Origin of the sequence: Janthinobacterium sp. BJB401 (genome assembly GCF_013372745.1) — a bacterium.
Lineage (GTDB): Bacteria > Pseudomonadota > Gammaproteobacteria > Burkholderiales > Burkholderiaceae_D > Janthinobacterium > Janthinobacterium rivuli.
In genome coordinates, this window is the sequence record NZ_JABXFH010000001.1 from 318,829 (window position 1) to 344,339 (window position 25,511).

The following is a 25,511-nucleotide window of genomic DNA, read 5'->3' on the forward strand; positions in this document are numbered from 1 at the left end:
TTGAATTTAAATCTATGAATCAAATTATATTTTGCCATCTGTTGAACGATTTTTCTGGTAGTCCCAAGATATTGGCTGAAACGATTTTTGTCTTAAAAAAACAATCCAGTGGCGCAAAGATATTTGTTGGTAGTGGCAGCGAGGGGTTTTTATCTGATTGCGATCTTCCCGTTACGCGCTATTGGTATGTGCGGTCGAAGTATCGCTGGGTGACGTTGTTCGCTTATTTTTTTAGTCAGTTATGTTTGTTTTTCGCTTTATTGCGAGATCGAAGTATTGAAAAAAAAGCTGTAATTTACGTTAATACACTGTTGCCTTTTGGCGCCGCTCTGTATGGGAAACTGACCGGGCGCCGCGTGTTGTATCATATTCATGAAGTGTCGATCAGTCCGGCGCCGCTGCGCTTGTATTTAACGAGCTTGGTGAAGTGGACTTCATCCTTGAATATCTATGTTTCCAAGACTCATATGGAGATGTTGCCTATTGGGGGAGTGGTAGTTCGCTGTATCCATAATGCGCTGGAGCAAGGTTTCCAGCGTGTCGCTACTGCCGCGCCTTATATGCCGCGTCATGAGGGTATTTTCAATGTCTTGATGGTAGCTTCGCTGCGCGATTATAAAGGTATACCGGAACTGCTTGCCTTGGTTGATGCACTCGCTGAACGGGACGATATCCATTTTGACCTGGTGGTCAATGGCGAATTGGCAGATATCGATGAATATTTTTCAGATAAAAAATGCCCGCCAAATTTGACGGTGTATCCGAGAACCATGGATACTCCCGCATTTTATGGTGCGGCCAGCGTGGTATTGAACCTTTCCCGCGTCGATACCTGCCAGGAGACCTTTGGTCTTACTATTCTTGAAGCGATTGCGTTTGGTGTGCCGGTGATTGTTCCCCCGATTGGTGGTCCGGCTGAATTGGTCATTGACGCTGTGCAAGGGTTTTTGGTTGATTCGCGCGATATTGCGCAACTGCGTCTCCGTGTACTGGCGCTTGCCGATGATGAGCCATTATGCATGGCGATATCGCAGGCCGCTCGCTTGCGTGCGCAGGATTTTGGGCATGATAAATTTGCCGCCGCGCTCGAAGCGGTGATGGCGGAAGTTCAACAATGTTGATCTGGTGTGGCAAACGCTTCCGTTAGAACGGGCCTCTCTTGCTGAGAGGACGCCGGTTGCAATAAGTCTTGGGGCGCCACCATGATGTTTACATTGATGGCTCTGCAAGTGTTGTATTTACTTTTTGATTTCATATTTTTGAAATTATTTATAATGAAAATCTGATTGTCTTGCCATGTTGAAAAAAATTGCAATTGTTGGCTCTGTAGGACTTCCCGCCAGTTACGGCGGCTGGGAGACGCTGGTGGATCATCTGACGAAGCGTCTGGAGGGGAAGTTTGAGTTCACGGTTTTTTGCAGCGCAAAAAAATACGAGAAAAAAATGCGCAGTTACAACGGTGCGGCGCTTGAGTACATCAACTTGGACGCCAATGGTGCCCAGAGCATTGTGTATGATCTGGTGTCCATGCTGAAGGCGATTAGGTTTGCTGATGTGATTGTGGTGCTTGGCGTCTCGGGATGCATTTTTCTGCCGATTATTAAACTAATCAGCAATAAGAAAATTATCGTCAACATTGATGGACTAGAATGGCGGCGCGCAAAATGGGGGCGATTTGCCAAATGGTTTCTGAAAAAATCCGAGGCTGTTGCGGTGCGTTCGGCGGATGTGGTCGTGGTAGACAATCAGGCTATCCAGTCGTATGTGGAAACGCAGTATCGCCGCAGCGGAGCATTGATTGCCTATGGCGCAGATCATGCGGTGGCGCGCAGCATGAGCGCTGCGGCACGCGAGAAATACAGTTTTGCCGATAAACGCTATGCCTTCAAGGTGTGTCGGATCGAACCGGAAAATAATCTCGATATCATTCTCAGCTGTTTCGAGAAGTATACGGGTATCGATCTGGTCATTATCGGAAATTGGAATAATAGTATTTATGGGCAAAATTTAAGGAAGAAATATGAGCATCTGGGGCATGTCCATCTACTCAATCCTATTTATCATCCAGAAACATTGAATGAAATCAGGAGCAACTGTCATGTTTACATCCATGGCCATAGCGCGGGTGGTACCAATCCATCTTTGGTTGAGGCTATGTATTTGGGCTTGCCGATCGCTTATTTTGATTGCGATTTCAATCGTTATACTACTCATGACGCAGGCCTTTCTTTCAGCAATCCAGATGAATTGATGAATCTGCTTGCCAGTACCGACGATGTGGCCTTTGCGGCGATTGGCTTGAAAATGAAGGCACTAGCGGATGAGTTTTATACTTGGAATCGGATTGCCAAGCAATATGCGGAACTGTTTTGATGGACTTTGTGGAATGGTGCGGCGTGTCGGATAAAATATTGGTGACCGGCGCGTCCGGATTCGTCGGCTCGGCATTATGTGATCGCCTCGAGGTCTTGGGTGTGCCGTATGCCGGCGCTATGCGAAAAAGGAGCGCGTTGCCATCGCGCGTGCAGGCCGGCGAGATGACGGCGCAAACCGACTGGAGCGCAGCCTTGCAGGGATGCAATGTGGTGGTGCACCTGGCTGCGCGCGTGCATGTAATGGATGACAAGTCCAGCGATCCGCTGGCGGCTTTCCGTGCCGTGAATGTGGATGCGACATTAAATCTGGCCAGACAGGCGGTGCGCAGCGGTATCCAGCGTTTTGTGTATGTCAGCAGCATCAAGGTGAATGGCGAACAGACGCATACCAAGCCGTTCACCAGTGTTGATGCGCCAGCGCCCTTGGATCCATACGGTATTTCCAAGCTGGAAGCGGAGCAAGCTTTGTTGGAGTTAGCGCAGGAAACCGGCTTACAGTTAGTCATTGTGCGTCCGCCACTGGTATATGGTCCAGGCGTGCGGGCCAATTTTTTAAGACTGATGCAAGTGCTGAAACGTGGCATACCGCTGCCTCTGGGCGCGGTGCATAATCGCAGAAGCATGGTTGCTCTGGACAATCTGGTTGATTTGCTTATCGTTTGTTGCCGTCATCCGCATGCGGCCGGACAGCTCTTTTTGGTATCGGATGATTGCGACCTGAGCATGACAGACCTGCTGCGCATGTTATCGGGGGCGATGGGCAAGTCCGCCTTATTGTTTGCGTTGCCCGTCGGCTTGCTGTCCGCCAGCGCCAGTTTACTCGGCAAATCAAATGCGGCCAGTCGGTTGCTGGGATCCTTGCAAGTAGATATCGAACATACGAAATCGACACTGGGCTGGGTGCCGCCTGTTAGGGTCGAGGATGCCATTCAGCAGACGGTGGATCATTTTTTATCTAATAGTTGATTGGTTGTATATGAAAAGGTTATTTGATTTGGTGTTTGTTTTGTTTTCTTTATGTATATTTTTTATCCCGCTACTTTTGGTGGCTGTTTTTGTTCGATTAACATCGCCAGGGCCTGTACTGTACTGGTCGGACCGGGTCGGCAAGCATAATAAAATCTTCAAAATGCCGAAATTCCGGACCATGCGTGTTGATACGCCTGCGGTGGCGACGCATTTGTTGGCCGACCCAGTGCGGTTCTTGACCCCACCGGGTTCGTTCCTGCGGAAATCAAGTCTGGATGAGTTACCGCAATTGTGGAGTATCTTTACGGGAGACATGAGTGTGGTTGGGCCACGGCCGGCCTTATTTAATCAGGAAGACTTGATCAGCCTGCGTACGCAGCAAGGCGTAGATGCGATACCGCCTGGCCTGACTGGTTGGGCGCAGGTGAATGGCCGGGACGAGTTACCGATCCCTGACAAGGTCAAACTGGATGTTGAGTATCTACATCGGAAATCATTTTTCTTCGACTTGCAAATTGTATTGATGACTTTGGTCAAAGTGCTACGGCGGGACGGAATCAAGCATTGACTTGCAGATTTTTTCCGGGCATAGGGCATGGATTACATCGGCATTGGTAATGGTGCTCAATTGTAAGACAGTCCGTACCTGGCTTCTCACGATCTCTATTTTATTGGTTATCATTAATGACGTTGTTATTAAATTCACCTCGCCTGCATAAGCAGACCGTTGCAGTTACGGCGGATCTAATTTTTTTGCCATTGACTTTTTTGGTGGCAATCTTTTTGCGTTTTGATGGTTTCAGTGTTGCGATCGTCCGTCCGTATATCTGGCTCATCGCGATTGCCCCGTTGATCTCGATTCCAATTTTTATTAAGTTGGGACTGTATCGGGCGGTTATCCGCTTCATCGACTACAAAATAGTCTACATGGTGCTGTTCGGTGTCACTTTTTCTGTTGCCGCGCTGTTGGCGTTGACGGTCTTCACCACTAGCATGGCTGGTTTGTCGCGTGGCGTCTTCGGTATTTACTGGGGTGGTGCTATCATGTATGTCGCTGCCAGTCGCTTTGCCGCGCGTGGTTATTTTGCACATGCCAGTAAGGTTGTCGATAGTGTCCGTGTCGCCATTTATGGCGCTGGTGTTTCTGGAAATCAACTTGCGCAAGCCTTGAGCCACGCCGGAGAATATCGTCCTGTCATGTTTGTTGACGATAAGAAAGAGTTGCAGGGAGCAACCATTGCGGGCATTCGGGTATATGCTCCAGAAGCGCTACGGGAAATGGCGGCCAGCAAGAAAATCACCAAGATATTGGTCGCAATGCCATCCTTGTCCAAGGCACAACAGCGCCGTATTCTTGACAAGCTTGAACCACTCAAGATCAAAACTCTAGTGGCGCCGCCTATCAAGAACCTAATTCATGGTTCGGCGAGTCTACAAGATATGCGTGAAATCGAGATTGAAGATTTGCTCGGCCGCGATGCGGTTGAACCCAATCATGATTTGATGGCGATGTATATCACTGGCAAATCTGTGATGGTGACTGGTGCAGGTGGTTCGATCGGTTCCGAATTGTGCCGCCAGATATTGCGTCAGCGGCCCGCTCAAATGATCTTGTTGGAAATGTCAGAGTTTGCCTTGTATTCGATCGAACAAGAGTTACAAGGCTTGCGGGCCGCGCTTAATAGTGATGTTGATCTGAAACCATTTCTCGGTTCTGTGTTGGAAACGCAAAAGTGTGAAAAAATCTTGCGTACATTCGGTGTTGAAACGGTATATCACGCTGCCGCTTACAAGCATGTGCCATTAGTGGAGCATAACCCGATCGAGGGAATACGAAATAATGCTCTTGGCACCTTAAGTATGGCGCGGGCGGCAATAGCAGCGAATGTCAAACGTTTCGTTTTGATCTCAACTGATAAAGCGGTACGTCCGACGAATGTGATGGGGGCAACCAAGAGGCTCGCCGAGCTGATTTTGCAAGCCTTCGCTCGTAAACAGGATCAGACCCGATTTTGTATGGTTCGCTTTGGAAATGTGCTGGGGTCTTCTGGTTCCGTGGTTCCGCTGTTTCGTAAACAAATTATGGCAGGCGGCCCGATCACCGTCACCCATCCTGAAATAACACGTTATTTTATGACAATACCAGAGGCTGCACAACTGGTATTGCAGGCTGGCGCGATGGGCTCTGGTGGCGATGTGTTTGTACTTGACATGGGCGTGCCGGTGAAAATTGTCGATCTGGCAAAACGCATGGTGCATTTGAGTGGCCTGGAGGTGCGGAGCGAATTGACGCCGGAAGGTACGATAGAGATTCAGCATATAGGCTTGCGCCCCGGAGAGAAATTATACGAAGAGTTGTTGATTGGTGAAAACGTCGAAGGTACCGAACACCCTTTGATTATGCGTGCGCAAGAAGCGGAAATACCCTGGAGTCAATTGGATGGTTTGCTGACGGAATTGACTTATGCTTGTGAGAAATTCGATCACGAGGCCGTGCGTGTTTTGTTATTGCGAGTGGTTACGGAATATGCGCCCCAATGTGATATTGAAGATTTAATTTGGTGCGCGCATAGAAAAACCGATATGCGACAGTCAATCGTGGCAACACCTGCTCTGTACTGAAAATGAAAGCTAACTGTGTCTGAGATAGTGCAGTGCATAGAGCTATGCAATACAATGCGTAGCATCGTATATTGTTTTATAATTGACAAAAAAGATCTATGAAAAATTTGGATGAATTAAAACCTGAAAGTTCCACTAACAACGATCACCTGATTTTTTTGAGCGATATATTGAGTATATTGTGGCGAGCGCGAAAACCTATTTTTGGTGGCATGGCTTTGGCTGCGGTTTTAGGTGGGGCATACACATTATCGACTGCACAGTATAAAAGCGAAGCTTTTCTGCAGTTTGGTGGTGCTATTCCGATGCCCAAAGAAAAGATTGAGCAGGATACCAGTGCCGGTAATAAGATTGATCAGGATGCCAGTCCGGGTATTTCGCTCGCTGATTATAAGCGTTATGCTGCATTATTTAGCACCAGTGGGCGTTTTGACGAGTTTGTACAGCAGAGTAAGATGGCGGACGTAGCCTCAGTTGGTGGTTTGCGCAGAGCATTTCAGTCCAAAGAAACTGTTTCGTCATTATTTGATCCGGTGTATTCCTATACCAAGACCGATGCCAAAGAATTGATGACTCAGCCTAAAGATGGAGCAAATAACGTTATTGGTTTACGTATTAAATATGAAACTGGCAATCCTCAGGATGCGCAAAACATGGTCAGGATTCTGGGACGCTATGCGATGGATAGCATAATTTATTTGATCTATTCGGATGACTTGCGTTTCAAGCATACTGAAATAACGGCAAAAATTTCCAAACTCGATAACAAGATGATTGAGTTAAAGGAAAAAATGGAGATGTACAAGCGCAAAGGCATTACCTTGAAGCAGATCGTTGCGCAATATCCTGAATCAAATAAACAGGCCGTTAATCAAGTGCTATCGGTCACTCCTGAAAATTCACGCTATCTGTCACCGCTTACTCACCTGATGTCAAACGAGGTCGATACTCTGAGCACCAGTGAGGATATTATCGAGTTAAGACGGGAGCAACAACAAAACCTATTGTTGCTTGAGTATGTCGACAAGGCAAAAGCATTGCTCGACACTAACAAGTCTGGTGAGTCGATTTTGCGTGGATTGGATGGTATTAAGGACAGCGTCTTCAAAAATAAAGACATGGGCAATGAGGTAGTGAAGGAGGTCTACAATAAAATCAGTATCGGGAATCAGACTGCAGTGAATTTGTATCTGGAAAAGACCCGGTTTATTGCTGGTCCTAGCCTGCCCGAGCGCCGTTCAAGCCGTTTGGGGCCTGCGCTAATATTGAGTATGCTGATTGGCTTACTGACCTCCTCGATCTTGGTATTGGGTTATCACTTGTGGCTTAATGTCATTCGGAAAAAGAGCGTCTAAGGCCGGGAGTTACGCCTGATTTTTTACTTATAGTGTCGCGCCTTTCACGACAAGCGTTCGAGGCGCCACGTTTGAGAGTGCCGCACAAGACGTTCAGAGCCAGGCAACACGGCGTTGCCATGACCGTTTTGTCTGGCGCGCTCAAGCCTTATCAATCAAGTCTTATTTTTACCATTGCCCCATTCTGGAGTTAAATCTCGCCTCAGAAAGATATGGGTAATCGAAAGAGTGAACGGACGCTTACGGCTGAACGGATCAGCGGTATTCTGAAGGCGAAATCTTGCTGAATCGACCTTCAGACCTGAAATAGGCGAGCAAAATGGTGGCGCAATCGGTGCGGATCTATAATCAGGAACGGCCGCACACGGCCTTGCAATACAGAACGCCCTATACGGTTGATCAGGCGTGTATGCAGCAAGAAACACTGTCAACCTATTTTAGGACTGGACACGTAGCAATGCGGGCATGACACTTCATACACATATTCCGGCGCCAGCTGCTGGCGCGGCGTGACGACGGCGCGGCAGACGAAGCATTGCACCGTTTCCGTCGGTTCCAGTTTCGGGTTCAGCGCCGTGCGGTAGTCGAACACGAAGCAGTCGCCCGTATAGTGCTCGCCGCCGACTTCCTCGAAATACTTCAGGATGCCGCCGTCGAGCTGGTACACGCTGTCGTAGCCGATTTCCTTCATGTGGATGGCGGCCTTTTCGCAGCGGATGCCGCCCGTGCAGAAGGTGACGACGGTCTTGCCTTCCAGTTCATCCTTGTGCGCGGCGGCCACGGCCGGGAATTCCGTAAACTTGTCGATGCGGTAATCAAGCGTGTTGTTGAACGTGCCCACATCCACTTCAAAGGCGTTGCGCGTTTCCATCATGACCACGGGCTTGCCTGCATCGTCGACGCCGGCATCGAGCCAGCGCTTGAGCGTATGTGCATCGACGGACGGGGCGCGGCCCAGTTCCGGCTTGATCAGCGGCATGCGCATGGTGATGATTTCTTTTTTCAGCTTGACCAGCATGCGCTTGTGCGATTGCTCGTTCGACAAGCTTTCCTTCCATTCCAGATCGGCCAGACGCTCGTCGCTGCGCACCCAGGCGAGAAAGCTGTCGATATGCTCGCGCGTGCCCGACAGGAACATATTGATGCCTTCCGGCGTCAGCAGGATCGTGCCCTTCAGTTCCAGCACCAGGCATTGCTCTTGATACAAGGGGCGCATGGCTTCCGTATCGTCGAGCGTGATGAATTTATACGCGGCGATATTGACAAACGAGGCGGCCAGCGGGCTGGCGGCGGCGGAAACGGCGGGTGTTGCTGGGGTGATGGCTTGCATGATGGCGATCGGCTTAGACTGAACAGCCGATATTATAAGCCCGACAGGCCAGGCAGGATACCCGGTCCGCACCCGCGACGCGGTAGAATAGACCCCATTGAATTTTGCACGAAACGGTACACAGGATGGAAATGGTAATGCAAGAGGCCGGCGCTCCGGCAGGTTCACAGCAAGCGATGCAGCCCGGTCCTGCCTTCGTCCACTTGCGCGTGCACTCGGAGTACTCGATCGTCGATGGCCTGGTGCGCATCGACGACGTGGTCAAGGCGGCGGCGAAGGACAAGCAGGTGGCGCTGGCCGTCACCGACCTGTCGAACCTGTTTGGCATGGTCAAGTTCTACAAGGAAGCGCGCGGCAAGGGCATCAAGCCCATCGTCGGCGTCGACGTGTGGATCACGAATGACGACAACCGCGAAAAACCGTCGCGCTTGCTGTTGCTGGCGAAGAACCGCATGGGCTATCTGCAACTGTGCGAACTGCTGTCGACGGCCTGGCTGACGAACCAGTACAAGGGCCGCGCCGAGCTGCGCATCGAGTGGCTGCAGGCGCTGGCGACGAATACCTATGACCTGTACCCGGGCGAAAGCGCGGCGAATGGCTTGATCGTGCTGTCCGGCGCGCACTTTGGCGATGTCGGCATCGCTATCGAGAATGGCAACCTGGCCCTGGCCGAACGCAACGCGCAGCGCTGGGCCGAGATTTTCCCTGGCCATTTCTATGTCGAAATCCAGCGCGGCGGCCAGGCCAATCAGGAAGCGCAGGTGCGCCATGCGGTGGCACTGGCGGCCAAGCTGGGCTTGCCTGTTGTCGCCACGCATCCCGTGCAATTTATTTCCCCAGAAGAATTTATTGCCCACGAAGCCCGCACCTGTATCGCCGAAGGCGAAATGCTGGCCAACGCCAAGCGCGTGAAACGTTTCAACGACAGCCAGCGTTTCCTGTCGCAGGCCGACATGGCCGAATTGTTCGCCGACTTGCCGGCCGCGCTGGCCAATTCCGTGGAAATCGCCAAACGCTGCAATTTGACCTTGACCCTGGGCAAACCGCAGCTGCCGAACTTCCCCACGCCCGAAGGCATGACGATCGACCAGTTCCTCGTTGCCGAGTCGCAGGCGGGCCTGGAAAAGCGTTTGTTGCAGCTATATCCCGATGCCGAGCGCCGTGAAAAGGAGCGCCCGCGCTACGAGTCGCGGTTGAAGTTCGAGACGGACACGATTTGCAACATGAAGTTCCCCGGCTACTTCCTGATCGTGGCCGAGTTTATCCAGTGGGCCAAGGAAAACGGCGTGCCCGTCGGTCCGGGCCGCGGTTCGGGCGCAGGTTCGCTGGTGGCGTATTCGCTGCTTATTACCGACCTTGACCCATTGCAGTACAACCTGCTGTTTGAGCGTTTTTTGAATCCAGAACGCGTCTCGATGCCCGACTTCGATATCGACTTTTGCCAGGAAGGGCGCGACCGGGTCATTCAGCACGTCAAGGATTTGTATGGCAAGGAGGCCGTCTCGCAGATCGCCACCTTCGGTACCATGGCGGCCAAGGGCGCGATCCGCGACGTGGGCCGCGTGATGGATTTCGGTTACAACTTCTGCGACGGCATCTCGAAGCTGATCCCGTTCAAGCCGGGCAAACCCGTGTCGATCGCCGATGCCATCGAGGAAGAACCGCTGCTCAAGGAGCGCCTGGAAAACGAGGAAGAGGTCAAGCAGTTGCTGGACCTGGCGCAGCAAGTCGAAGGCATCACGCGCAATATCGGCATGCACGCGGGTGGCGTGCTGATCGCTCCGGGCAAGCTGACGGATTTCTGCCCGCTGTACACGCAGGGCGGCGACTCGGGCGTCGTGTCGCAGTACGACAAGGATGACGTGGAGGCCGTCGGCCTCGTGAAGTTCGACTTCTTGGGTCTGACGACCCTCACCATCCTTGACCGCGCCGTGCGCTACATCAAGCAGCTCGATCCCGCGCAGGCCAATTTCGACCTGGCCACCTTGCCGCTGAATGACAAGCCGTCGTATGACTTGCTGACCAAGGCCAAGACCGTGGCCGTGTTCCAGCTCGAGTCGCGCGGCATGCAGGGCATGCTGAAAGATGCGCGTCCCGACCGCTTCGAAGACATTATCGCGCTGGTGGCCTTGTACCGTCCGGGCCCGATGGACCTGATTCCCGACTTCTGCAAGCGCAAGCACGGTGAGCGTTTCGATTATCCCGATCCGCGCACGGAATCGATTCTGTCCGAAACCTACGGCATCATGGTGTATCAGGAGCAGGTGATGCAGATGGCGCAGATCGTCGGCGGCTACTCGCTGGGCGGCGCCGACATGCTGCGCCGCGCCATGGGTAAAAAGAAGGCCGAAGAGATGGCCGAGCACCGCGAGATCTTCCGCGCCGGTGCGGCGAAAGATGGCTTGACGGCGGAAAAGGCCGACGAGATCTTCGACTTGATGGAAAAGTTCGCCGGCTACGGTTTTAATAAATCGCACGCCGCCGCTTACGCTCTGCTGTCGTATCACACGGCCTATTTGAAAGCGCACCACACGGCCGCCTTCATGGCCGCCAACTTGTCGCTGGCCATGGACGACACGGACAAGATCAAGATCCTGGTGGAAGATTCGCTGGAAATCTGCAAGCTGACCTTGTTGCCGCCGGATATCAACGCATCGGACTACCGCTTCACGCCGAGCGGCGCGCCGCCGTCCGTGAGCGGCAAGAAAGTCACGCAGATTCGCTATGGCCTGGGCGCCGTGAAAGGTTCGGGCCAGAACGCCATCGAAGCCATCATCGCCGCGCGCGAGGCAGGCGGCCCCTTCACGAGCCTGTTCGATTTCTGCAAGCGCGTGGACAAGAAGCAGATCAACCGCCGCACCATCGAGTCGCTGATACGCAGCGGTGCCTTCGATTGCCTGAAGGTCGACCGCGCCATCCTGCTCGCGTCCGTGGCCTTCGCCATGGAATGCGCGGACCAGGCCGCCAAGGCGGCAAACCAGGTGAGCCTGTTCGGCGGCGACGACAGCGACATGGTGGCGCCGCCCGAGTACGTCAAGGTGCCTGTGTGGAGTGACAAGCAGCGATTGACGGAAGAAAAGATTGCGCTGGGCTTTTACCTATCCGGCCACCTGTTCGATTCGTATGCGCCCGAGGCGCGCCGTTTTGCGCGCACGAAATTGTCGGAACTGTCGCCATCGCGCGAACCGCGCATGATGGCCGGCGTCATCACGGGTTTGCGCACGCAGATGACGCAGCGCGGCAAGATCCTCATCGTCACCCTGGACGACAAGAGCGGCACGGTGGAAGTGACGGTGTACGGCGAACTGTTCGATTCCAACCGGAAAATTTTCAAGGAAGATGAATTCCTGGCCGTCGTGGGCAAGGTGTCTGAAGACCGTTTTTCGGGCGGCTTGCGCATCACGGCCGAGAGCGCCTTCGACATCATTTCCGCGCGCGTACAGTATGGCCGCCAGCTGGGCTTGACCTTGCCCACGACGCTGGACATGAAACGCATCAGCGACGTGATCACGCCGCACCGGGCCGCGGACGGACTGCCGATCGCTGCCAAGGTCAGCCCGCAAGGCGTCAGTTGTGTGCTGCAGTTTGGCGACGAGTGGAAAGTGGCGCCATCGGATGAATTGCAGATGGCGCTGGAGCAAATGCTGGGCGCGCAAGAGGTGGCGGTCGAATACTGACCGGCACCACCCGGCGCATGTAGCAAAGCCAAAGCCAAACCGCGGACATGCAGGTTTGGCTTTTTTCGTTTACATGTCTTTCAGGCCCGTGATCGCATAGCCCTTGGCGGCGATCTGCTGGTGCGGCTGTTCGATATGGTAGTTGGGCAAGATCTCGGCATCGTCTGCCACTTCGCTGGCGCGCGCTTCGATTTGCCAGTCGGTATTGGTCACTTCTTCCGGAATGAGCTTTCCTTCCGGCACGGCGAGGTAGGAAAAAATGCCGTCGTGCTCGGCCCGGCGGTAGATGTCTACGCGCATGAATGCCTCCTAGTAAGCGTTGGGGGAACCGGCGCACCGCAGTGCATGCCGATAGCGCTAGCGTAACAGGATTGGGCCGCGCATGGGTTGAAGCGTGTGCCGCCAGCGGACGCTCAGGCGGTGGCGGAGGCGTAGTCTTCGTCGTCCAGATCGGCCGCTTGCCGTACTTCCTTGGTCGCTGCCGCATTGGCCGCAGCGACTTGAGCCAGACTGCGATGAGCGTCGAGACCGCTACGCAGGCTGCTGATCATGGCCAGCGTCAGTTCGTGGCGTTTGCGTGCTTCCGAGCGTTTTTTTGATGGAATCTCGTCCAGGGCAGGCAGGGGCAAGTTTTCGCATGGCAGCTCAAAATCGCCATCCTTGCGTTCCTGGGCGCCAAGTTCTTGCCAAAGGGAATTATAGTCGGCGAACAGACGGCCCTTTTTGGCGGAATGGTGGACGGCGCGGTTGGCGTTGCCTACAAGCACCATATTGCGGCAGCCATGATCATGTCCCAGCTGGCGCACCAGGCGCACCATCAGGGCCTTGGGGCGCATGCCGTGCAGGTCGCGGGTAGCCTCGCGCACGCGGCGCAAGCCTTCCGCGCCGCGCGGACCCTGGATGCAGCCGATGCCCACGCCCATGCTGGCGGGTGCGCGGGAACCGAAAAAGCTAAACGCGACCGAGTAGATCACGTCATCGCCATGTGCCAGTTGCAAGACCATTTCGCCTTCACGGTCCATCGGTTGTAGCGAACACAGCTGCAGATGGTAGGGCGCACCCGATTTTCCCGGCACGGAGCCCAGGCGCACGGGCGCGTGCGCCGCCTGCGTCATCAACTTGCCCCAGCCCTGTTGCAGGATGAAATGATAGTGCTCGACCAGCAAGGCGACGCGCTGGCGGCACGACAGGTTCGTGCTCAGGTAAGGGCGGTACACCTTGTGCATCAGGCGCGGATAGGCTTGCAGCAAGTCCCGGAACACGGGGTGCGAATTGAGCAGTTGCAGCCAGATGCGCGTCTGCCGGCGCTGCAGCTGTGCCCGCAATTGCAGCTTGAGCAGCTCGCGCACGCGTGATATGCCTGGCGGCATATTGCTCAGGCCCGCGTGCAGGGTAATGGCTTGTGTCATCAAAGGGTGTCCATGTGAATGTGGATGGGGGAGCGCCGGTGGCGCTTCAGGCCGGCGGCGTCCCGCTCATGCCGTCGCTATCGGCCAGCAAGACCGTGGCGCTGCGCGTGGCGCGCGCCAGCTTGCGCGCCAGCGCTCCGGCAAAACGGCGCTGCCAGGGACTGTGCCGCAGTGCCGGCAGGACGATTTCGTGGCAGCCGAGCAGTTCAGCCGTATCAAGGATCGTAAACAGCAGCTCGCCGGCGAAAATATGCGTGCTGAAGGCGAGCTGCGAACGGCTCAGGTACAGTCCCGCCTCGTGCAGCATCTGCTGCGTGGCCGGGTCCAGCGCATGGCATGCGCCGGCAATGTGCCGGGGCAAATCATCGGCCTGGCGCGCTGGCGCCGGTGTCACGTGCAGCAGGCGGATGCTGACCTGGATACCCCATTCCTGCAGGCGCCTGGCGTAGCGCGCGCCGTAGATGATGTCGCTGGCGCGCTTGACGGGCAAGAGCAGCAGCAAGGTATCCTGGTCCGGCTTGCCGCCTGCGCCCGCAGCGTTGCCCGGGGCGCGGTGGCGTTGCGGGGCAAGGCGCGTTGCATGCATGGAAGGGATGGCCATAGTCGGAAAACCAGGTCATGGTATCCATGCCATTCCCCTCTGTAAATTGGCGAAACAGCGTACGGGTTCCCCTTATGCCGCGCTTGTTTTAATAGCGGTAGGTGACGTACACGGCGCCGATCGGCGAAGTCTTGCGCTGCACGATGGGGCTTTTTGCCGCGTCGCCCAGGCGGCTCTCGACGCCGATCAGCGTGTTGACGCCCCAGCGCGCATCGATGCGGTGCTCCCAGTTGACGGTGGCCTGCGCTTCATAGAAACCGCCTTTGGGCGTGTATTGCTTGAACGAGGTATTCGCCGCCTGGGTGGCCGTCACGCCATACATGGTCTGCACGTACTTGCGCTCGCCCCAGCCCAGCTGGCCGCCGATGGTCACGCTGTCCTTTTGCATGCCCTTGGCATCGGACCTGCCGTAGACCTGGCCCGTCGCGCCGAAATGCACATTCGCGCCGTTTTCGCGGTTCGACAGGGGAATGTCGCTCGACACGCTCAGCGACAGGCCCGGCAGGGGCGAATAGCCAGCGCTGAGCAGGGCGCTGGCATTGCCCTTGACTTCGCCCATGCCCTTCAGGTAATCGCTGCCGCCGAAGCCGTTAACGCCCGTGCGCTTGTGGTCTTCGCGCTTGCCGCGGTAGCCCAGTGCGGCGCTGTAGCTGAAGGGCCCGGCCTGGCCGCCATAACCGAGGCCGCGCGAGGTGCTGATGAACAGGCCATTGGCCATGGCGTAGTCGAGGATGATCAGGGGCGAGGCCGACAGCTTGTCGGCGCCGGAATAGCTGGATACGGCAGCGACGCCGCCGCCGATGGTGAAAACATTTTCCGCGGCGGGTTCGGCCGCCGCGGCGGCCAGCGGGTTGAGGATCATGCCGCTGGCGAGTGCCAGCGCGGTCAGCAGGGTTGTGGGTGCGTGCATGGAGTTTTCCGTCAGGTGGAGAACCGAGTCCGGAGTGGCTCGATTGACTGCTGACAGTATTCATCCTTGCCATGAAGGAAAACTGAGCCTTTTATTAAGATTGCATGAAGAGCGCTTCTTTACCCATTCTTCAGCTTGCGGTGGTTTAATACTCACCATGAAGATACTGCTGATTGAAGACGATATGGACCTGGGCAATGGCGTGCGGATCGCCCTGCGCGACCAGGGCATGCAAGTGGTCTGGGTGCGCAGCCTGGAGGATGCGGCGCGCAGCATCGAGCACGACAGTTGCGAGCTGGTGTTGCTGGACCTGGGCTTGCCCGACGGCGATGGCCTTGATTTGCTGGCCCGCCTGCGCGCGGCCCGTCTGCCGGTGCTGATCCTCAGCGCCCGCGATACGCTGGAACAGCGCTTGCGGGGCCTCGATGGCGGCGCCGACGATTACCTGGTGAAACCGTTCGTGCTGGCCGAGCTGCTGTCGCGCGTGCGCGCCCTGGCGCGCCGCAGCTATGGCTTTGACGGCGACACCATCGAATTGCGCGGCCTGCTGCTGCAGGTGCCCACGCGCCGTGTCAGCGTGCATGGGCGGCCCGTGGAGTTGACGGCCAGTGAATATGCGCTGCTGAAGACCTTGCTGATGCGTGCCAACCGGGTCATCACGCGCCGCGTGCTGGAAGAACACATCCTGCCCGGCGGGCTGGCCAATGCCAGCAATACCTTGGATGTGCATATGGGCAACCTGCGTCGCAAGATCGGCGAAGGTTATATCCGTACCGTGCGCGGCGTCGGCTATGTCATCGACCAGCAGGGCGAGACAGCCACTTCGCCGGGTGCCGGCGCATGATGCGGCGTTTCTGGGCCATGTTGCGCCGGCCCACGCTGGTGCGCCGCCTGATGGTCGCGCAAATGCTGATGCTGACCGTGCTGTGGAGCCTGGCCGTGGCGTATGTGCTGGTCGAGGGCGCGGGCGAAGCGAGCAATGTGACCCGTGGCGTGTTGCACGCCATTGTCAGCGTGGCCGATAACCTGGCCGAACAGCCGCAGCGCCAGGAGCAAAGCTTGCGCGCCATCGACGAAGCCTTGCGCGAGGAGTTTGAGATGGGGCAGGTGCCGGAGCTTGCGCCGCGCATCCTCGTCTGGCGCGAAGGCAAGCTGGTCTACAAGTCCCCCGATGCACCCAGCGGCATCCGCAGCGCCGGCCCGGAGCAGATGGAGGTGGTGTATATCAAGGGCCAGGCCTGGCGCAGCCGCAGCCTGGCCGAAGGGACCACCCGCGTGACGGTGCTGGAGGTGGGCGGCGCCTGGCAATTTTTCATCACGATCAATTCACGCGGCTACTACCTGCTGCCGCTGCTGATCAGCCTGCCGTTCCTGCTGGTGCCTGCCTGGCTGTCGATCCGCCTGGCCATGCGCCCATGGCGCAAGGTGGCGCAGGAGGTGGCGGCGCGCGGACCGCAGGATTTGCGGCCGTTGGCCTTCAAGCCGCCGCATGGCGAACTGGCGGCGCTGGTCGACAATATCAATGCCCTGCTGCAGCGGGTCGATGCCAGTGCCGCGCGCGAACGCAGCTTCATCGCCGACGCCACGCATGAGCTGCGCACGCCGCTGGCGGCCATGCGCGTGAATGTCGAGGCTCTGCAGGGGCAGGCGCATGATGCACGCCAGCAAGAGCTGCTGGACGGTATTGTGAACAGCGGCAACCGCGCCGCGCGCCTGGTGGGCCAGCTGCTGCAACTGACGCGCAGCGAAGTGCAGGCGGGCGGGGGCGAGTTGTCGCGGCGGCAGGCGCTCGATACCTTGCTGCAAGACCGTCTGGCGGCCTTGTCCGGCCTGGCCCAGGCGTGCGATATCGAACTCGAATTGCAAGCCAGCGTCTCGCTCAGCGTAGCCGGACAGCGCGAAAGCCTGGTCTCGCTGATCGACAACCTGGTGGAGAACGCCATCAAGTACAGTCCGCGCGGCAGCAGCGTGACGGTGTCGCTGCATGCGGAACGGGGCCAGGCCGTGTTGCATGTGGCCGATCAGGGGCCGGGCATCGCGCCGGCCCTGTATGACCGCGTGTTCGACCGCTTTTTCCGCGCGCCGCAGCAGGCGCAGCCGGGCAGCGGACTGGGCTTGTCCATCGTCGCGTCTGTCGTGCGCCAGCACGGCGGCACGATTCAGTTGCATAGAGGTAATGGCGGCCTGGGCTTGCTGGTGGAGGTGCGCTTGCCGCTGGCCGAGGCCTGACTGCGCCGGCGCCCCTTGCGGCATTGCATGAAGATTATGGCATGTGCATATAACGCAAGATGGCATGGCGTGGCGCACGCTTGCGATGCATAATGCGGGACAGTTAAAAAAACACCGTTATGCGCCCCTTCCTGTCCCGCTACCTGCCGTATCCCGCCTTTGTCGGCCTGTATCTGCTGTTTGACTGGGCCACGTATATCGATCCGATGTACGGTTTGAACATAACGCCCTGGAATCCCGATCCCGCGCTGGGCCTCGTGTTTTGGCTGATTCATGGCCGCAAGGCGGCGCTGCCGTGGTTTATCGCCCTGGTGGCCGGCGAGGTGCTGGTGCGCGGCATGCCCGCAGGCCTGCCCCTGACCCTGCTCTGTTCGGCGTGGCTTGTGCTCGGCTATGGCGGTATCGGCGCAGTCCTGCGCCGCAGTTTCAGCAGCAGCGACATCTTCGACAACCGGCGCCGCCTGAGCGCCTGGGTTGCCATCGTGCTGTGTGGCACCGTGCTCAATGCGCTCGGCTATATTTCCCTGCTGTCGCTGACGGGACGCATCCCGGCCGGCGAATGGGGTACGGCCGTGTGGCGCTTCGGCATCGGCGACATGGTCGGCATGCTGGTGTCGATGCCGCTGATCTGGGTGCTGTTCAGCGAACGGGGGCGCGAGCGCCTGCATGCCGCCGTCTGGCGCTGGGAAACCCTGGCGTATCTGGCCCTGGCCAGCTTCGTGCTGTGGAGCCTCTTCGGTTCCATCGTGCGTTGCGAATACAAGCATTTCTACTTCCTGTTTCTCCCCGTGATCTGGGCCGCCTCGCGCCAGGGCTTGCATGGCGCCGTGCTGGCCGTGTTTGTATTGCAACTGTGCATCATCACTCTCGTGAAATGGACGCATGCGGTCGATATCCAGTTTTATGAATTGCAATTGCTCGATGCCGTGCTGGCGCTGGTGGGATTTTTTATCGGCATCGTCGTCGATGAAATGCGGCAGGTATCCAACGAACTGAAACACACGATGCGCCTGGCGGCCGCCGGCGAGATGGCGGCTGCCCTGGCGCATGAGCTGAACCAGCCGCTGACGGCCTTGTCGACCTATGGCAAGGCGTGCGAATACTTGCTGGAGCGGGGCGAGACGGGCGCCTTGCTGCAGGGGGCCGTGGGCCATATGATCGTCGAATCGGGACGCGCCGCGGACGTGGTGCGCCGCCTGCGCGACTTTTTCCGCACGGGCGCGATGCAGCTCGAAGCGGTGGAGGCGGGCGCCTTGATCGAGGGCATGGCGCGCCAGTTCACGCCGCTGTTCCATGAGCATGGCATCGAGCTGGTGCTGGCGCCGCCGTCGCCGCTGGCCGTCAATGCCGACCGGCTGCAAATCGAACTGGTGCTGCGTAATTTACTGGCCAATGCGCAGGATGCGGTGATGGGCCAGCCGCGCGGCCGGCGCCGCATCACGGTCTCGGCCGAGCGGCTCGACGGCGGGCGGCTGTGCTTGTCCGTGGAAGATAGCGGCCCCGGCATTTCCAACAGCCTGGCGGCACGCCTGTTCGAACCGTTCGTTTCGACCAAGGCCAGCGGCCTGGGTCTGGGGCTGGTGCTCAGCCGCAGCATCGTCGAAGCGCATGGCGGCCAGCTATGGGCCGAAGTGGGCAAGCATGGCATTTTTCGTTTTGTCCTGCCCCTGGCGCGCGCCAGTGGCGGCGCGACAGGAGAGTATGGTGACAAGTAATTTGACGGTATTTATCGTCGACGACGATCCCGCCGTGCGCGATGCGCTGGGTTTGCTGCTGGGCATACGCGGCTACCGCACGGCCCTGTTTTCCTGCGGCGAGGATTTCCTGCGCAGCTGGCGGCCCGAGTGGGCCGGCTGTCTGCTGGTCGATATCCGCATGTCGGGCATGGATGGCCTGAGCCTGCAGCGCCGCTTGCTGGAGCTCAAATGCATGCTGCCCGTCATTATTATCACGGGACATGGCGACGTGGCCCTGGCACGCCAGGCCTTCAAGGCGCAGGCCAGCGATTTCCTGGAAAAACCGTTTGATCACGACAAGCTGCTGGCAGCCATCGAGGAAGCGTTTTCGCGCGAGGCGCATGCGCGCGGTCAGTTGCTGCGCCAGGTGGAGGGGTTAGCCTTGCTGCGCGCCCTGACGCCACGCGAGCGGGAAGTGATGCAACTGGTGGTGACGGGCCAGCACAACCGCGATATCGCCCCTGTGCTGGGCATTTCCGTGCGCACGGTGGAAGTGCACAAGGCGCGCCTGATGGACAAGCTCGGTGTCGATAATGTGGCCGACCTGGTGCGCATCAGCATGCTGGGCGCTGGCTAGCCGTTAAAGCGTTCTCTAGGCGATGGTCTGCAATACCTGATCGCTTGAAATCGCCTTGACCCAGTCGCTGCGCCGCGCCACCGTGATGACGGTGCTGTTGGCGCTGTCGAAGGGGGCCCATTCGGGATTTTTCTTGCGCATCAATGCCACCACGGGCACATGCACGGCGTTCGCCAGATGCATGATCGATGTTTCCACCGAAATAATCAGGTCGCATTGCGCCAGCATGGCCGGCAGCTGGAAAAAATTGTCGACGGCACTGAAGGCTTGCGTGCGCGGCAAGTTGTGCGTCTGCACGACGGCATTCACCTTGGCCAGTTCCTGCGGCATGGCATTGATCAGGAAGCAGGCATTTTTCCACTTCGGCATTGCTTGCATGCGCGCGATCAGCTCGGCAATGCGTTCCAGGGGCCAGCCACGCTTGTGCGACTTGGCAAACGGATTCAAGAGCACGAGCGGACCCTGGCGCGGGGAAAAGCCCCAGCTGGCGAGTTGCTCCTGTGCCTGCTGCAGCGCTTGCTCGGGAATGTGCACGAAGGGATAGCGTTCGGCCACGGGAATGTCGAGTCCCGTCAATTGATGGAACCAGTCCGCATACACGCTGCTGATATGGTGTTCGCCGGCATCCTGTCCCGCATACGAGGCCAGCACGGCATCGATCTTGCGGTACGCCAGATAATGCCAGGGGCGAAGCGGACTGAACGGCTTGCGCGTACCGATCACGAGCCCGTGCGGGCTGATTGCGCGGGCAAGGTCAGCGTACTGCTGTGGCCGCACGTGGGCCAGCGATACGACGACGGGATAGTGTTCCGCCTTGGCTTCGCGCAGTGACTCTTCGTACAGCGCCGGGCTGTAGGTCTTGCGGTACACCTTGGCGAACAGGCCCGACTGCTCTACCCAGTCGTACAGCGAATAGGTGCGCAAGCCTTCCCATTGTTTGGCGTCGGACGTGCGGCGCACTTCGTCGACCCACAGGTGGATCTGGATATGCGGATAGGCCGCGGCAAAGGCGCGGAAACCGTTTTGCAGGTAGGTAAAGTCTCCCAGCGCCAGATGGGCGATGAATAGAATTTTGTCCGACTTTTGTAGAAGTTCGGCGGGAATCAAAGGCGTCATGTATCAGTACGATTTCAGGTATTCATTCGATGGTGTCAAGCCACTTGCTGGGAAAATTGCAGGCGATGCAGATTGGCATACGCGCCGTTGGCATCCAATAATTGCTGGTGACTGCCGGTTTCCATTATTTTCCCGTGTGACAATACCACGATACGGTCCGCACGTTCAATTGTTGATAGTCGATGAGCAATAACCAAGGTGGTTTTACCTTGCATCAGGTGCTCGAGTGCCGCTTGCACGGCCCGTTCCGCCTCCGTATCCAGTGCCGAGGTGGCTTCATCGAGGATCAGGATGGGGGCATCCTTGTAGATCGCGCGGGCGATGGCCACGCGCTGGCGCTGGCCGCCGGACAGGCGCGAGCCGTTGTCGCCCAGGCGCGTTTCCAGGCCATCGGGCAAGCCGTCGATGACGTCCGACAGGAAGGCGGCCGCGGCGGCCGCTTCGATGCGCTGCCGGTCCGGCGCCGCGTCGCCATACGCGATATTGGCGGCCAGGGTATCGTCGAACAGCACCACCTGCTGGCTGACCATGGCGATCTGGCTGCGCAGGCTGGTCAGGGCGATGGCATCGATATTCTGCCCATCGAGCAGGATTTCACCGCTGCTGGCCGAGTAAAAACCGGGCAGCAGGCTGACCAGCGTCGATTTGCCGCCGCCGGACATGCCGACAAAGGCGACCGTTTGTCCAGGCGCGATGCTCAGATCGATGTGTTGCAGGGCCGGTTCCTGATGTCCTGGGTAGGCAAAGCTCACGTCCTTGAACTCGATGCGGCCGCCGCTGCGGCCAGCGAGCGGCTTGCCGCCCGTGCGTTCCGGCGTCTTGTCGATCAGCTGGAAGACTTCCTCGGCGGCGGCCATGCCGCGCTGCAGGGGGCCGTTGACTTCGGCCAGCTGCTTCAAGGGCGTCAGCAGCATCAGCATGGCCGTGATGAAGGAGACGAAGCCGCCGACCGTGATTTGCCCCTGCTCCGACTGGAACAGGGCCATCACGATGACCAGGGAGACAGCGGCGGCCGTGATCACCTGGGTGATGGGCACGGTGGCGGAAAAGGTGGTGGTCATGCGCATGCTGTAGCGGCGCAATTGCTCGGCACGCTCTGCGAAGCGCGATTTTTCGTAGTCCTGGCCGCCGAAGATCTTGATCACTTGCTGCGCGCGCGTGGTTTCCTCGATGACCTGGGTCAGCTCGGCATTGACGGCCAGCGAGTCGCGGTTGAGTTTTTTCAGGCGCTTGCCCGTGGTGCGCACGACGATGGTCAGCACGGGCAGCAGCACCAGGGTGACCAGGGTCAGCGCCCAGTTCAGGTACAGCAGCCACGCGAGCAGGCCCAGCACGGTGAGCGAGGAGCGCACGATCGAGGTAAATACCTTGGTCACCATTTCGATGATCTGCTGCACCTCGAACATGATGGAGTTGATGACTTTGCCCACCGTGTGCGTGTTGTAGAAGTCGATGGGCAAGTTCAGCATGCTGGCGAACATCCGGCGCCGCAACTCGTTGAGGATGCGCGTGGAGACATAGCTCATCAGGTAGCTGCTGGCAAACGTCGACGCGCCGCGCATGGCAAAGATGCCGATGACGATCAGCGGCACCAGCCAGAAGGAAAAAGTCACCTTGCCGCCAAAACCATTGTCGAGCAGTAGCTTGAGCGCATACGGCAGCAGCGGTTCCGTGGCCGCCGTGACGACCATCGCCAGCAAGGCCAGGGCCAGGTGTTTCTTATAGGGCGCGTGCAGTGCGGTGAGGCGCTTCAGGTCGGGCGTGAGCATCGGTATGGTTCCTTGCAGGGACAGCAAAAACGGTCAGGCGAAAGCTCAGGCAATGCGTTCTTGCTGACGCAACATGGCCCACAGTATCACCATCGGGAAGACCAGCATGATGATGCCGATATTCAGGGTGAGCGAGCTCGTCGTCAGGCCAAAAATCATATAGCAGGTGCATAGCACCACGCCGGCCAGCGCATAGGGCTGGGTTGCGGGGGCACTGCGGCGCAGGGCGCGGGCAAACATGGCCAATGGAACGAGGAAGAGTGCCAGCAAGGCCAAGACACCGATAATGCCGCGTTTAACCAGGGCATCGAGGTAGTCGTTGTGGGCGTTGGTATAGTGTTTGATGATTTTATCCATTTTGCCTTCATCTGCCATCTGTTGCTTTGCGGCCAAATAACCATCGCGGCCCATGCCGAGCCAGATATGGTTACTTGATAAGGTCCATGCTGTGCGCCACATTTCCATGCGCTGGCCAACGGACGTGGTCACATTATCGCTGTCCTGGAACTGTTTGATGTCATTGACAGCCACCGCCACGCGCTGGGGTACGCGGGAGTTGGGAAGTGTGTAGGCAAGTATGCACGCCGCCAGCAGTGCGCCGAGCAGAGCGGCCAGATGGCGTGTGCCGCGGCCCTTCGAATAATAGTATGCAAAAAGGCAGCCACAGACGGGTAACACCAGCCAACCGCTGCGGCTACCGCTGATGAAGGACCCCAGAATGCCGGACAGGCCGCCGGCCAGCAGGAGCAGGCTCCATGCCAGGCGGAAGCTCTGCTCTCGTGCCCACCCCAGGCCACATAGGGCTAGCATGCCAAGCAGCATGCTGACATTGCCATAGTGGATGGCATTGCTGGTTGCCGCTTGCGGGCGGTAAATATCGAGTACGAGAAATTGCCAGAAAGCCAGAGCCGCACCACTGATGGCACCGATGGCCAGGCCGCTCCACCAGGCCTCTGGCCGGGGTGGATATGCCAGCAGCAACAGCAGGACGGGTACGGCCAGCAGCGCGCGCAATGGCATGTCGAGTTCGCGTGTTGGATCCGCGTGGTACAGCATATTTGCGGTGTAAACGAAAAAGTACAGCAGCAACGTGCTCAATAGCAGGTAATCTCGCCGTTGCAGGTTCAGGCGGGGGCGTTTCCATAGCAGCCAGCTGCTGGCCAGCAGCAGCACCAGCGCGCCAAGGGAATACCCGCTGTTGATAGCCAGCGCCAATGCTGAAAAGAGAAAAACACAAACAGAAGTCAAGCCGAGCATGAATATCCTTGGTAACGCACGTCGTCGCCATTATGGCAACTGTAGCAACATAAAGTAGGCGTCATTGTAATCGAAGGTGGCAACAAAAATGTCCGTGGGAATTTGCCCTTCGGCAACTATATTGGCGATCTCAAGGGGGAAATAGAAAAAACCATGGTTTTTAGCCATGGTTTTTTTGTAAGCAATGGTAACTTGCTGTTATTTTGCCAAGGCCGCAAAGCCTGTCATGCGTCTCAGGCGCTGGCCGGCACGCGGGTGGCGACGCCAGTGGCGATGGCCGCTTGCGACACGGCAGGCGCGACCCAGCTGCGCAGACGCTCGTCGAACGGCGACGGTATCAGTTGCAGCGGGCTCAAGGCGCTGCTTTCGTGACCCGGCAACGGCTCCTTGGCCAGCGCGGCGATGGCGCGCACGCAGGCCAGTTTCATCTCTTCATTGATGGTGGTGGCGCCCACGTCGAGCGCGCCACGGAAGATGTACGGGAAGCACAGCACGTTGTTGATCTGGTTCGGATAGTCCGAGCGGCCCGTGGCCACGATGGCGTCGTCGCGCACGGCGTGCACTTTTTCCGGGGCGATTTCCGGATGCGGATTGGCCAGGGCGAAGATCAATGGCTTGGCGGCCATCGATTCGACCATCTGCGCGCTGACCACGCCGCCCTTCGAGACGCCGATGAAGATGTCGGCGCCGACCATGGCGTCGGCCAGGTCGCGGTCGCTCGTGTCGTTCGCGTAGCGCGCCTTGTTCTCTTCCATGCTGGCATCGCGGCCCGGGTAAATCACGCCCTGGCTGTCGCATACCTTCAGCAAGGATTTGTTCAGGCCCAGCGAAACGAGCAGGTCCAGGCAGGCGATCGAGGCGGCGCCCGCGCCCGAGACGGCCACCTTGACGTTGCCGATATCCTTGCCCACCAGTTCCAGGCCGTTCAGGATGCCGGCCGCGACGATGATGGCCGTGCCATGCTGATCGTCGTGGAAGACGGGAATGTTCATGCGCTTGCGCAATTGCTGCTCGATGTAGAAGCAGTCCGGCGCCTTGATGTCTTCCAGGTTGATGCCGCCGAAGGTCGGCTCCATGCGCACCACGGTATCGATGAACAGGTCGGGATCGTTCTCGGCCAGTTCGATGTCGAACACATCGACGTCGGCGAACTGCTTGAACAGGCAAGCCTTGCCTTCCATCACCGGTTTGCTGGCCAGCGGACCGATATCACCCAGGCCCAGCACGGCCGTGCCATTGGTGATCACGGCCACCAGGTTGCTGCGCGAGGTGTAGATGCCGGCCGTGCGCGGATCTTCCACGATGGCTTCGCAGGCGAAGGCCACGCCCGGCGAATACGCCAGGGTCAGGGCGCGGGCGTCGCCCAGCGGTTTGGTTGGCGTGACGGAAATCTTGCCTGCGCGAGGTTCCGCGTGATAGGCGAGGGCGGCTTCTTTCAGGTTGAAGGTTTCGCCGTTCTGTTCGGCGTGCTTGCTGTGGGAAGTAGACATAGGAATTCTGGGAAGGGCATGCATGGCCCGAGTGGTAAGTCCGAGCCATGGTATGCAAGCGTTTGCACGCTGTCAAGGCTGGATTGTGC

General features: G+C 57.7%; 19 protein-coding genes and 2 pseudogenes. 12 read left to right on the forward strand and 9 right to left on the reverse strand.

Features of this window, described 5'->3' with window-relative positions; all coding sequences use genetic code 11:
- Positions 1-14 precede the first annotated feature (14 nt).
- From HWE17_RS01440 to HWE17_RS28565, 7 genes and pseudogenes are all read left to right on the forward strand, one after another.
- On the forward strand, positions 15-1,121 hold the full coding sequence (locus tag HWE17_RS01440; RefSeq protein ID WP_176387537.1) for a glycosyltransferase family 4 protein: 1,107 nt from the start codon (positions 15-17) through the stop codon (positions 1,119-1,121).
- Between the two features lie 175 nt (positions 1,122-1,296).
- Positions 1,297-2,373, forward strand: coding sequence for a DUF1972 domain-containing protein (locus HWE17_RS01445; protein ID WP_176387539.1), 1,077 nt, complete (start codon positions 1,297-1,299; stop codon positions 2,371-2,373).
- Positions 2,373-3,341 (forward strand): SDR family oxidoreductase, encoded by a 969-nt coding sequence (locus tag HWE17_RS01450; protein ID WP_176387541.1) that lies wholly within the window; start codon positions 2,373-2,375, stop codon positions 3,339-3,341. The genes HWE17_RS01445 and HWE17_RS01450 overlap by 1 nt, the downstream gene beginning before the upstream one ends.
- 10 nt (positions 3,342-3,351) lie before the next feature.
- Positions 3,352-3,912 carry a sugar transferase gene (locus tag HWE17_RS01455; RefSeq protein WP_176387542.1) on the forward strand — a complete coding sequence of 187 codons (561 nt, stop codon included), beginning with the start codon at positions 3,352-3,354 and terminating at the stop codon, positions 3,910-3,912.
- A gap of 116 nt (positions 3,913-4,028) precedes the next feature.
- The gene (locus HWE17_RS01460; RefSeq protein WP_176387544.1) at positions 4,029-5,966 is read left to right on the forward strand and encodes a nucleoside-diphosphate sugar epimerase/dehydratase; all 1,938 of its coding nucleotides are present in this window, start codon (positions 4,029-4,031) and stop codon (positions 5,964-5,966) included.
- A gap of 98 nt (positions 5,967-6,064) precedes the next feature.
- Complete coding sequence (locus HWE17_RS01465; RefSeq protein WP_176387546.1) at positions 6,065-7,321, forward strand: lipopolysaccharide biosynthesis protein; 1,257 nt, start codon at positions 6,065-6,067, stop codon at positions 7,319-7,321.
- Positions 7,322-7,592: 271 nt separating this feature from the next.
- A pseudogene (locus HWE17_RS28565) lies at positions 7,593-7,727 on the forward strand (integrase core domain-containing protein); the annotation flags it as partial.
- A gap of 21 nt (positions 7,728-7,748) precedes the next feature.
- On the opposite strand, the gene HWE17_RS01475 reads toward HWE17_RS28565, so the two are convergent.
- A complete protein-coding gene (locus HWE17_RS01475) occupies positions 7,749-8,651 on the reverse strand; it encodes a sulfurtransferase (protein ID WP_176387549.1) in 903 nt (300 codons plus the stop codon).
- Between the two features lie 137 nt (positions 8,652-8,788).
- Here HWE17_RS01475 and dnaE point away from each other — a divergent pair, with 137 nt between their 5' ends.
- Complete coding sequence (gene dnaE, locus HWE17_RS01480) at positions 8,789-12,328, forward strand: DNA polymerase III subunit alpha (RefSeq protein WP_255206074.1); 3,540 nt, start codon at positions 8,789-8,791, stop codon at positions 12,326-12,328.
- Positions 12,329-12,397: 69 nt separating this feature from the next.
- Here the strand turns inward: dnaE and HWE17_RS01485 are convergent, their stop codons facing one another.
- The 4 genes from HWE17_RS01485 to HWE17_RS01500 all read right to left on the reverse strand — a co-directional run bounded on the left by HWE17_RS01485 (position 12,398) and on the right by HWE17_RS01500 (position 15,248).
- Entirely contained in the window at positions 12,398-12,628 is a 231-nt protein-coding gene (locus HWE17_RS01485) for a DUF6139 family protein (protein WP_035821830.1), read from the reverse strand.
- Positions 12,629-12,741: 113 nt separating this feature from the next.
- Positions 12,742-13,737, reverse strand: coding sequence for a VirK/YbjX family protein (locus HWE17_RS01490; protein WP_176387550.1), 996 nt, complete (start codon positions 13,735-13,737; stop codon positions 12,742-12,744).
- A 46-nt stretch (positions 13,738-13,783) separates the two neighbouring features.
- Positions 13,784-14,323: a universal stress protein gene (locus HWE17_RS01495; protein ID WP_176387552.1), complete on the reverse strand. Its 540-nt coding sequence runs from the start codon at positions 14,321-14,323 to the stop codon at positions 13,784-13,786.
- Positions 14,324-14,426: 103 nt separating this feature from the next.
- Positions 14,427-15,248: a MipA/OmpV family protein gene (locus HWE17_RS01500; protein WP_176387554.1), complete on the reverse strand. Its 822-nt coding sequence runs from the start codon at positions 15,246-15,248 to the stop codon at positions 14,427-14,429.
- A 157-nt stretch (positions 15,249-15,405) separates the two neighbouring features.
- Between HWE17_RS01500 and HWE17_RS01505 the strand changes: the two genes are divergently transcribed.
- The 4 genes from HWE17_RS01505 to HWE17_RS01520 all read left to right on the forward strand — a co-directional run bounded on the left by HWE17_RS01505 (position 15,406) and on the right by HWE17_RS01520 (position 19,790).
- Complete coding sequence (locus HWE17_RS01505) at positions 15,406-16,092, forward strand: response regulator (protein WP_176387556.1); 687 nt, start codon at positions 15,406-15,408, stop codon at positions 16,090-16,092.
- Positions 16,089-17,477: an ATP-binding protein gene (locus HWE17_RS01510; RefSeq protein WP_176387558.1), complete on the forward strand. Its 1,389-nt coding sequence runs from the start codon at positions 16,089-16,091 to the stop codon at positions 17,475-17,477. The genes HWE17_RS01505 and HWE17_RS01510 overlap by 4 nt, the downstream gene beginning before the upstream one ends.
- Positions 17,478-17,596: 119 nt before the next feature.
- Entirely contained in the window at positions 17,597-19,192 is a 1,596-nt protein-coding gene (locus HWE17_RS01515; protein ID WP_176387560.1) for an ATP-binding protein, read from the forward strand.
- The gene (locus tag HWE17_RS01520; RefSeq protein WP_176387562.1) at positions 19,179-19,790 is read left to right on the forward strand and encodes a response regulator transcription factor; all 612 of its coding nucleotides are present in this window, start codon (positions 19,179-19,181) and stop codon (positions 19,788-19,790) included. The genes HWE17_RS01515 and HWE17_RS01520 overlap by 14 nt, the downstream gene beginning before the upstream one ends.
- 15 nt (positions 19,791-19,805) lie before the next feature.
- On the opposite strand, the gene HWE17_RS01525 is transcribed toward HWE17_RS01520, so the two are convergent.
- From HWE17_RS01525 to HWE17_RS01540, 4 genes and pseudogenes are all read right to left on the reverse strand, one after another.
- A complete protein-coding gene (locus HWE17_RS01525; RefSeq protein ID WP_176387564.1) occupies positions 19,806-20,906 on the reverse strand; it encodes a glycosyltransferase family 9 protein in 1,101 nt (366 codons plus the stop codon).
- Between the two features lie 35 nt (positions 20,907-20,941).
- Positions 20,942-22,675 carry a lipid A export permease/ATP-binding protein MsbA gene (gene msbA / locus HWE17_RS01530; RefSeq protein WP_176387565.1) on the reverse strand — a complete coding sequence of 578 codons (1,734 nt, stop codon included), beginning with the start codon at positions 22,673-22,675 and terminating at the stop codon, positions 20,942-20,944.
- A gap of 45 nt (positions 22,676-22,720) precedes the next feature.
- Positions 22,721-23,932, reverse strand: coding sequence for an O-antigen ligase (locus tag HWE17_RS01535; protein ID WP_176387567.1), 1,212 nt, complete (start codon positions 23,930-23,932; stop codon positions 22,721-22,723).
- A gap of 251 nt (positions 23,933-24,183) precedes the next feature.
- Positions 24,184-25,422, reverse strand: a pseudogene (locus HWE17_RS01540) (malic enzyme-like NAD(P)-binding protein); the annotation flags it as partial.
- Positions 25,423-25,511 lie beyond the last annotated feature (89 nt).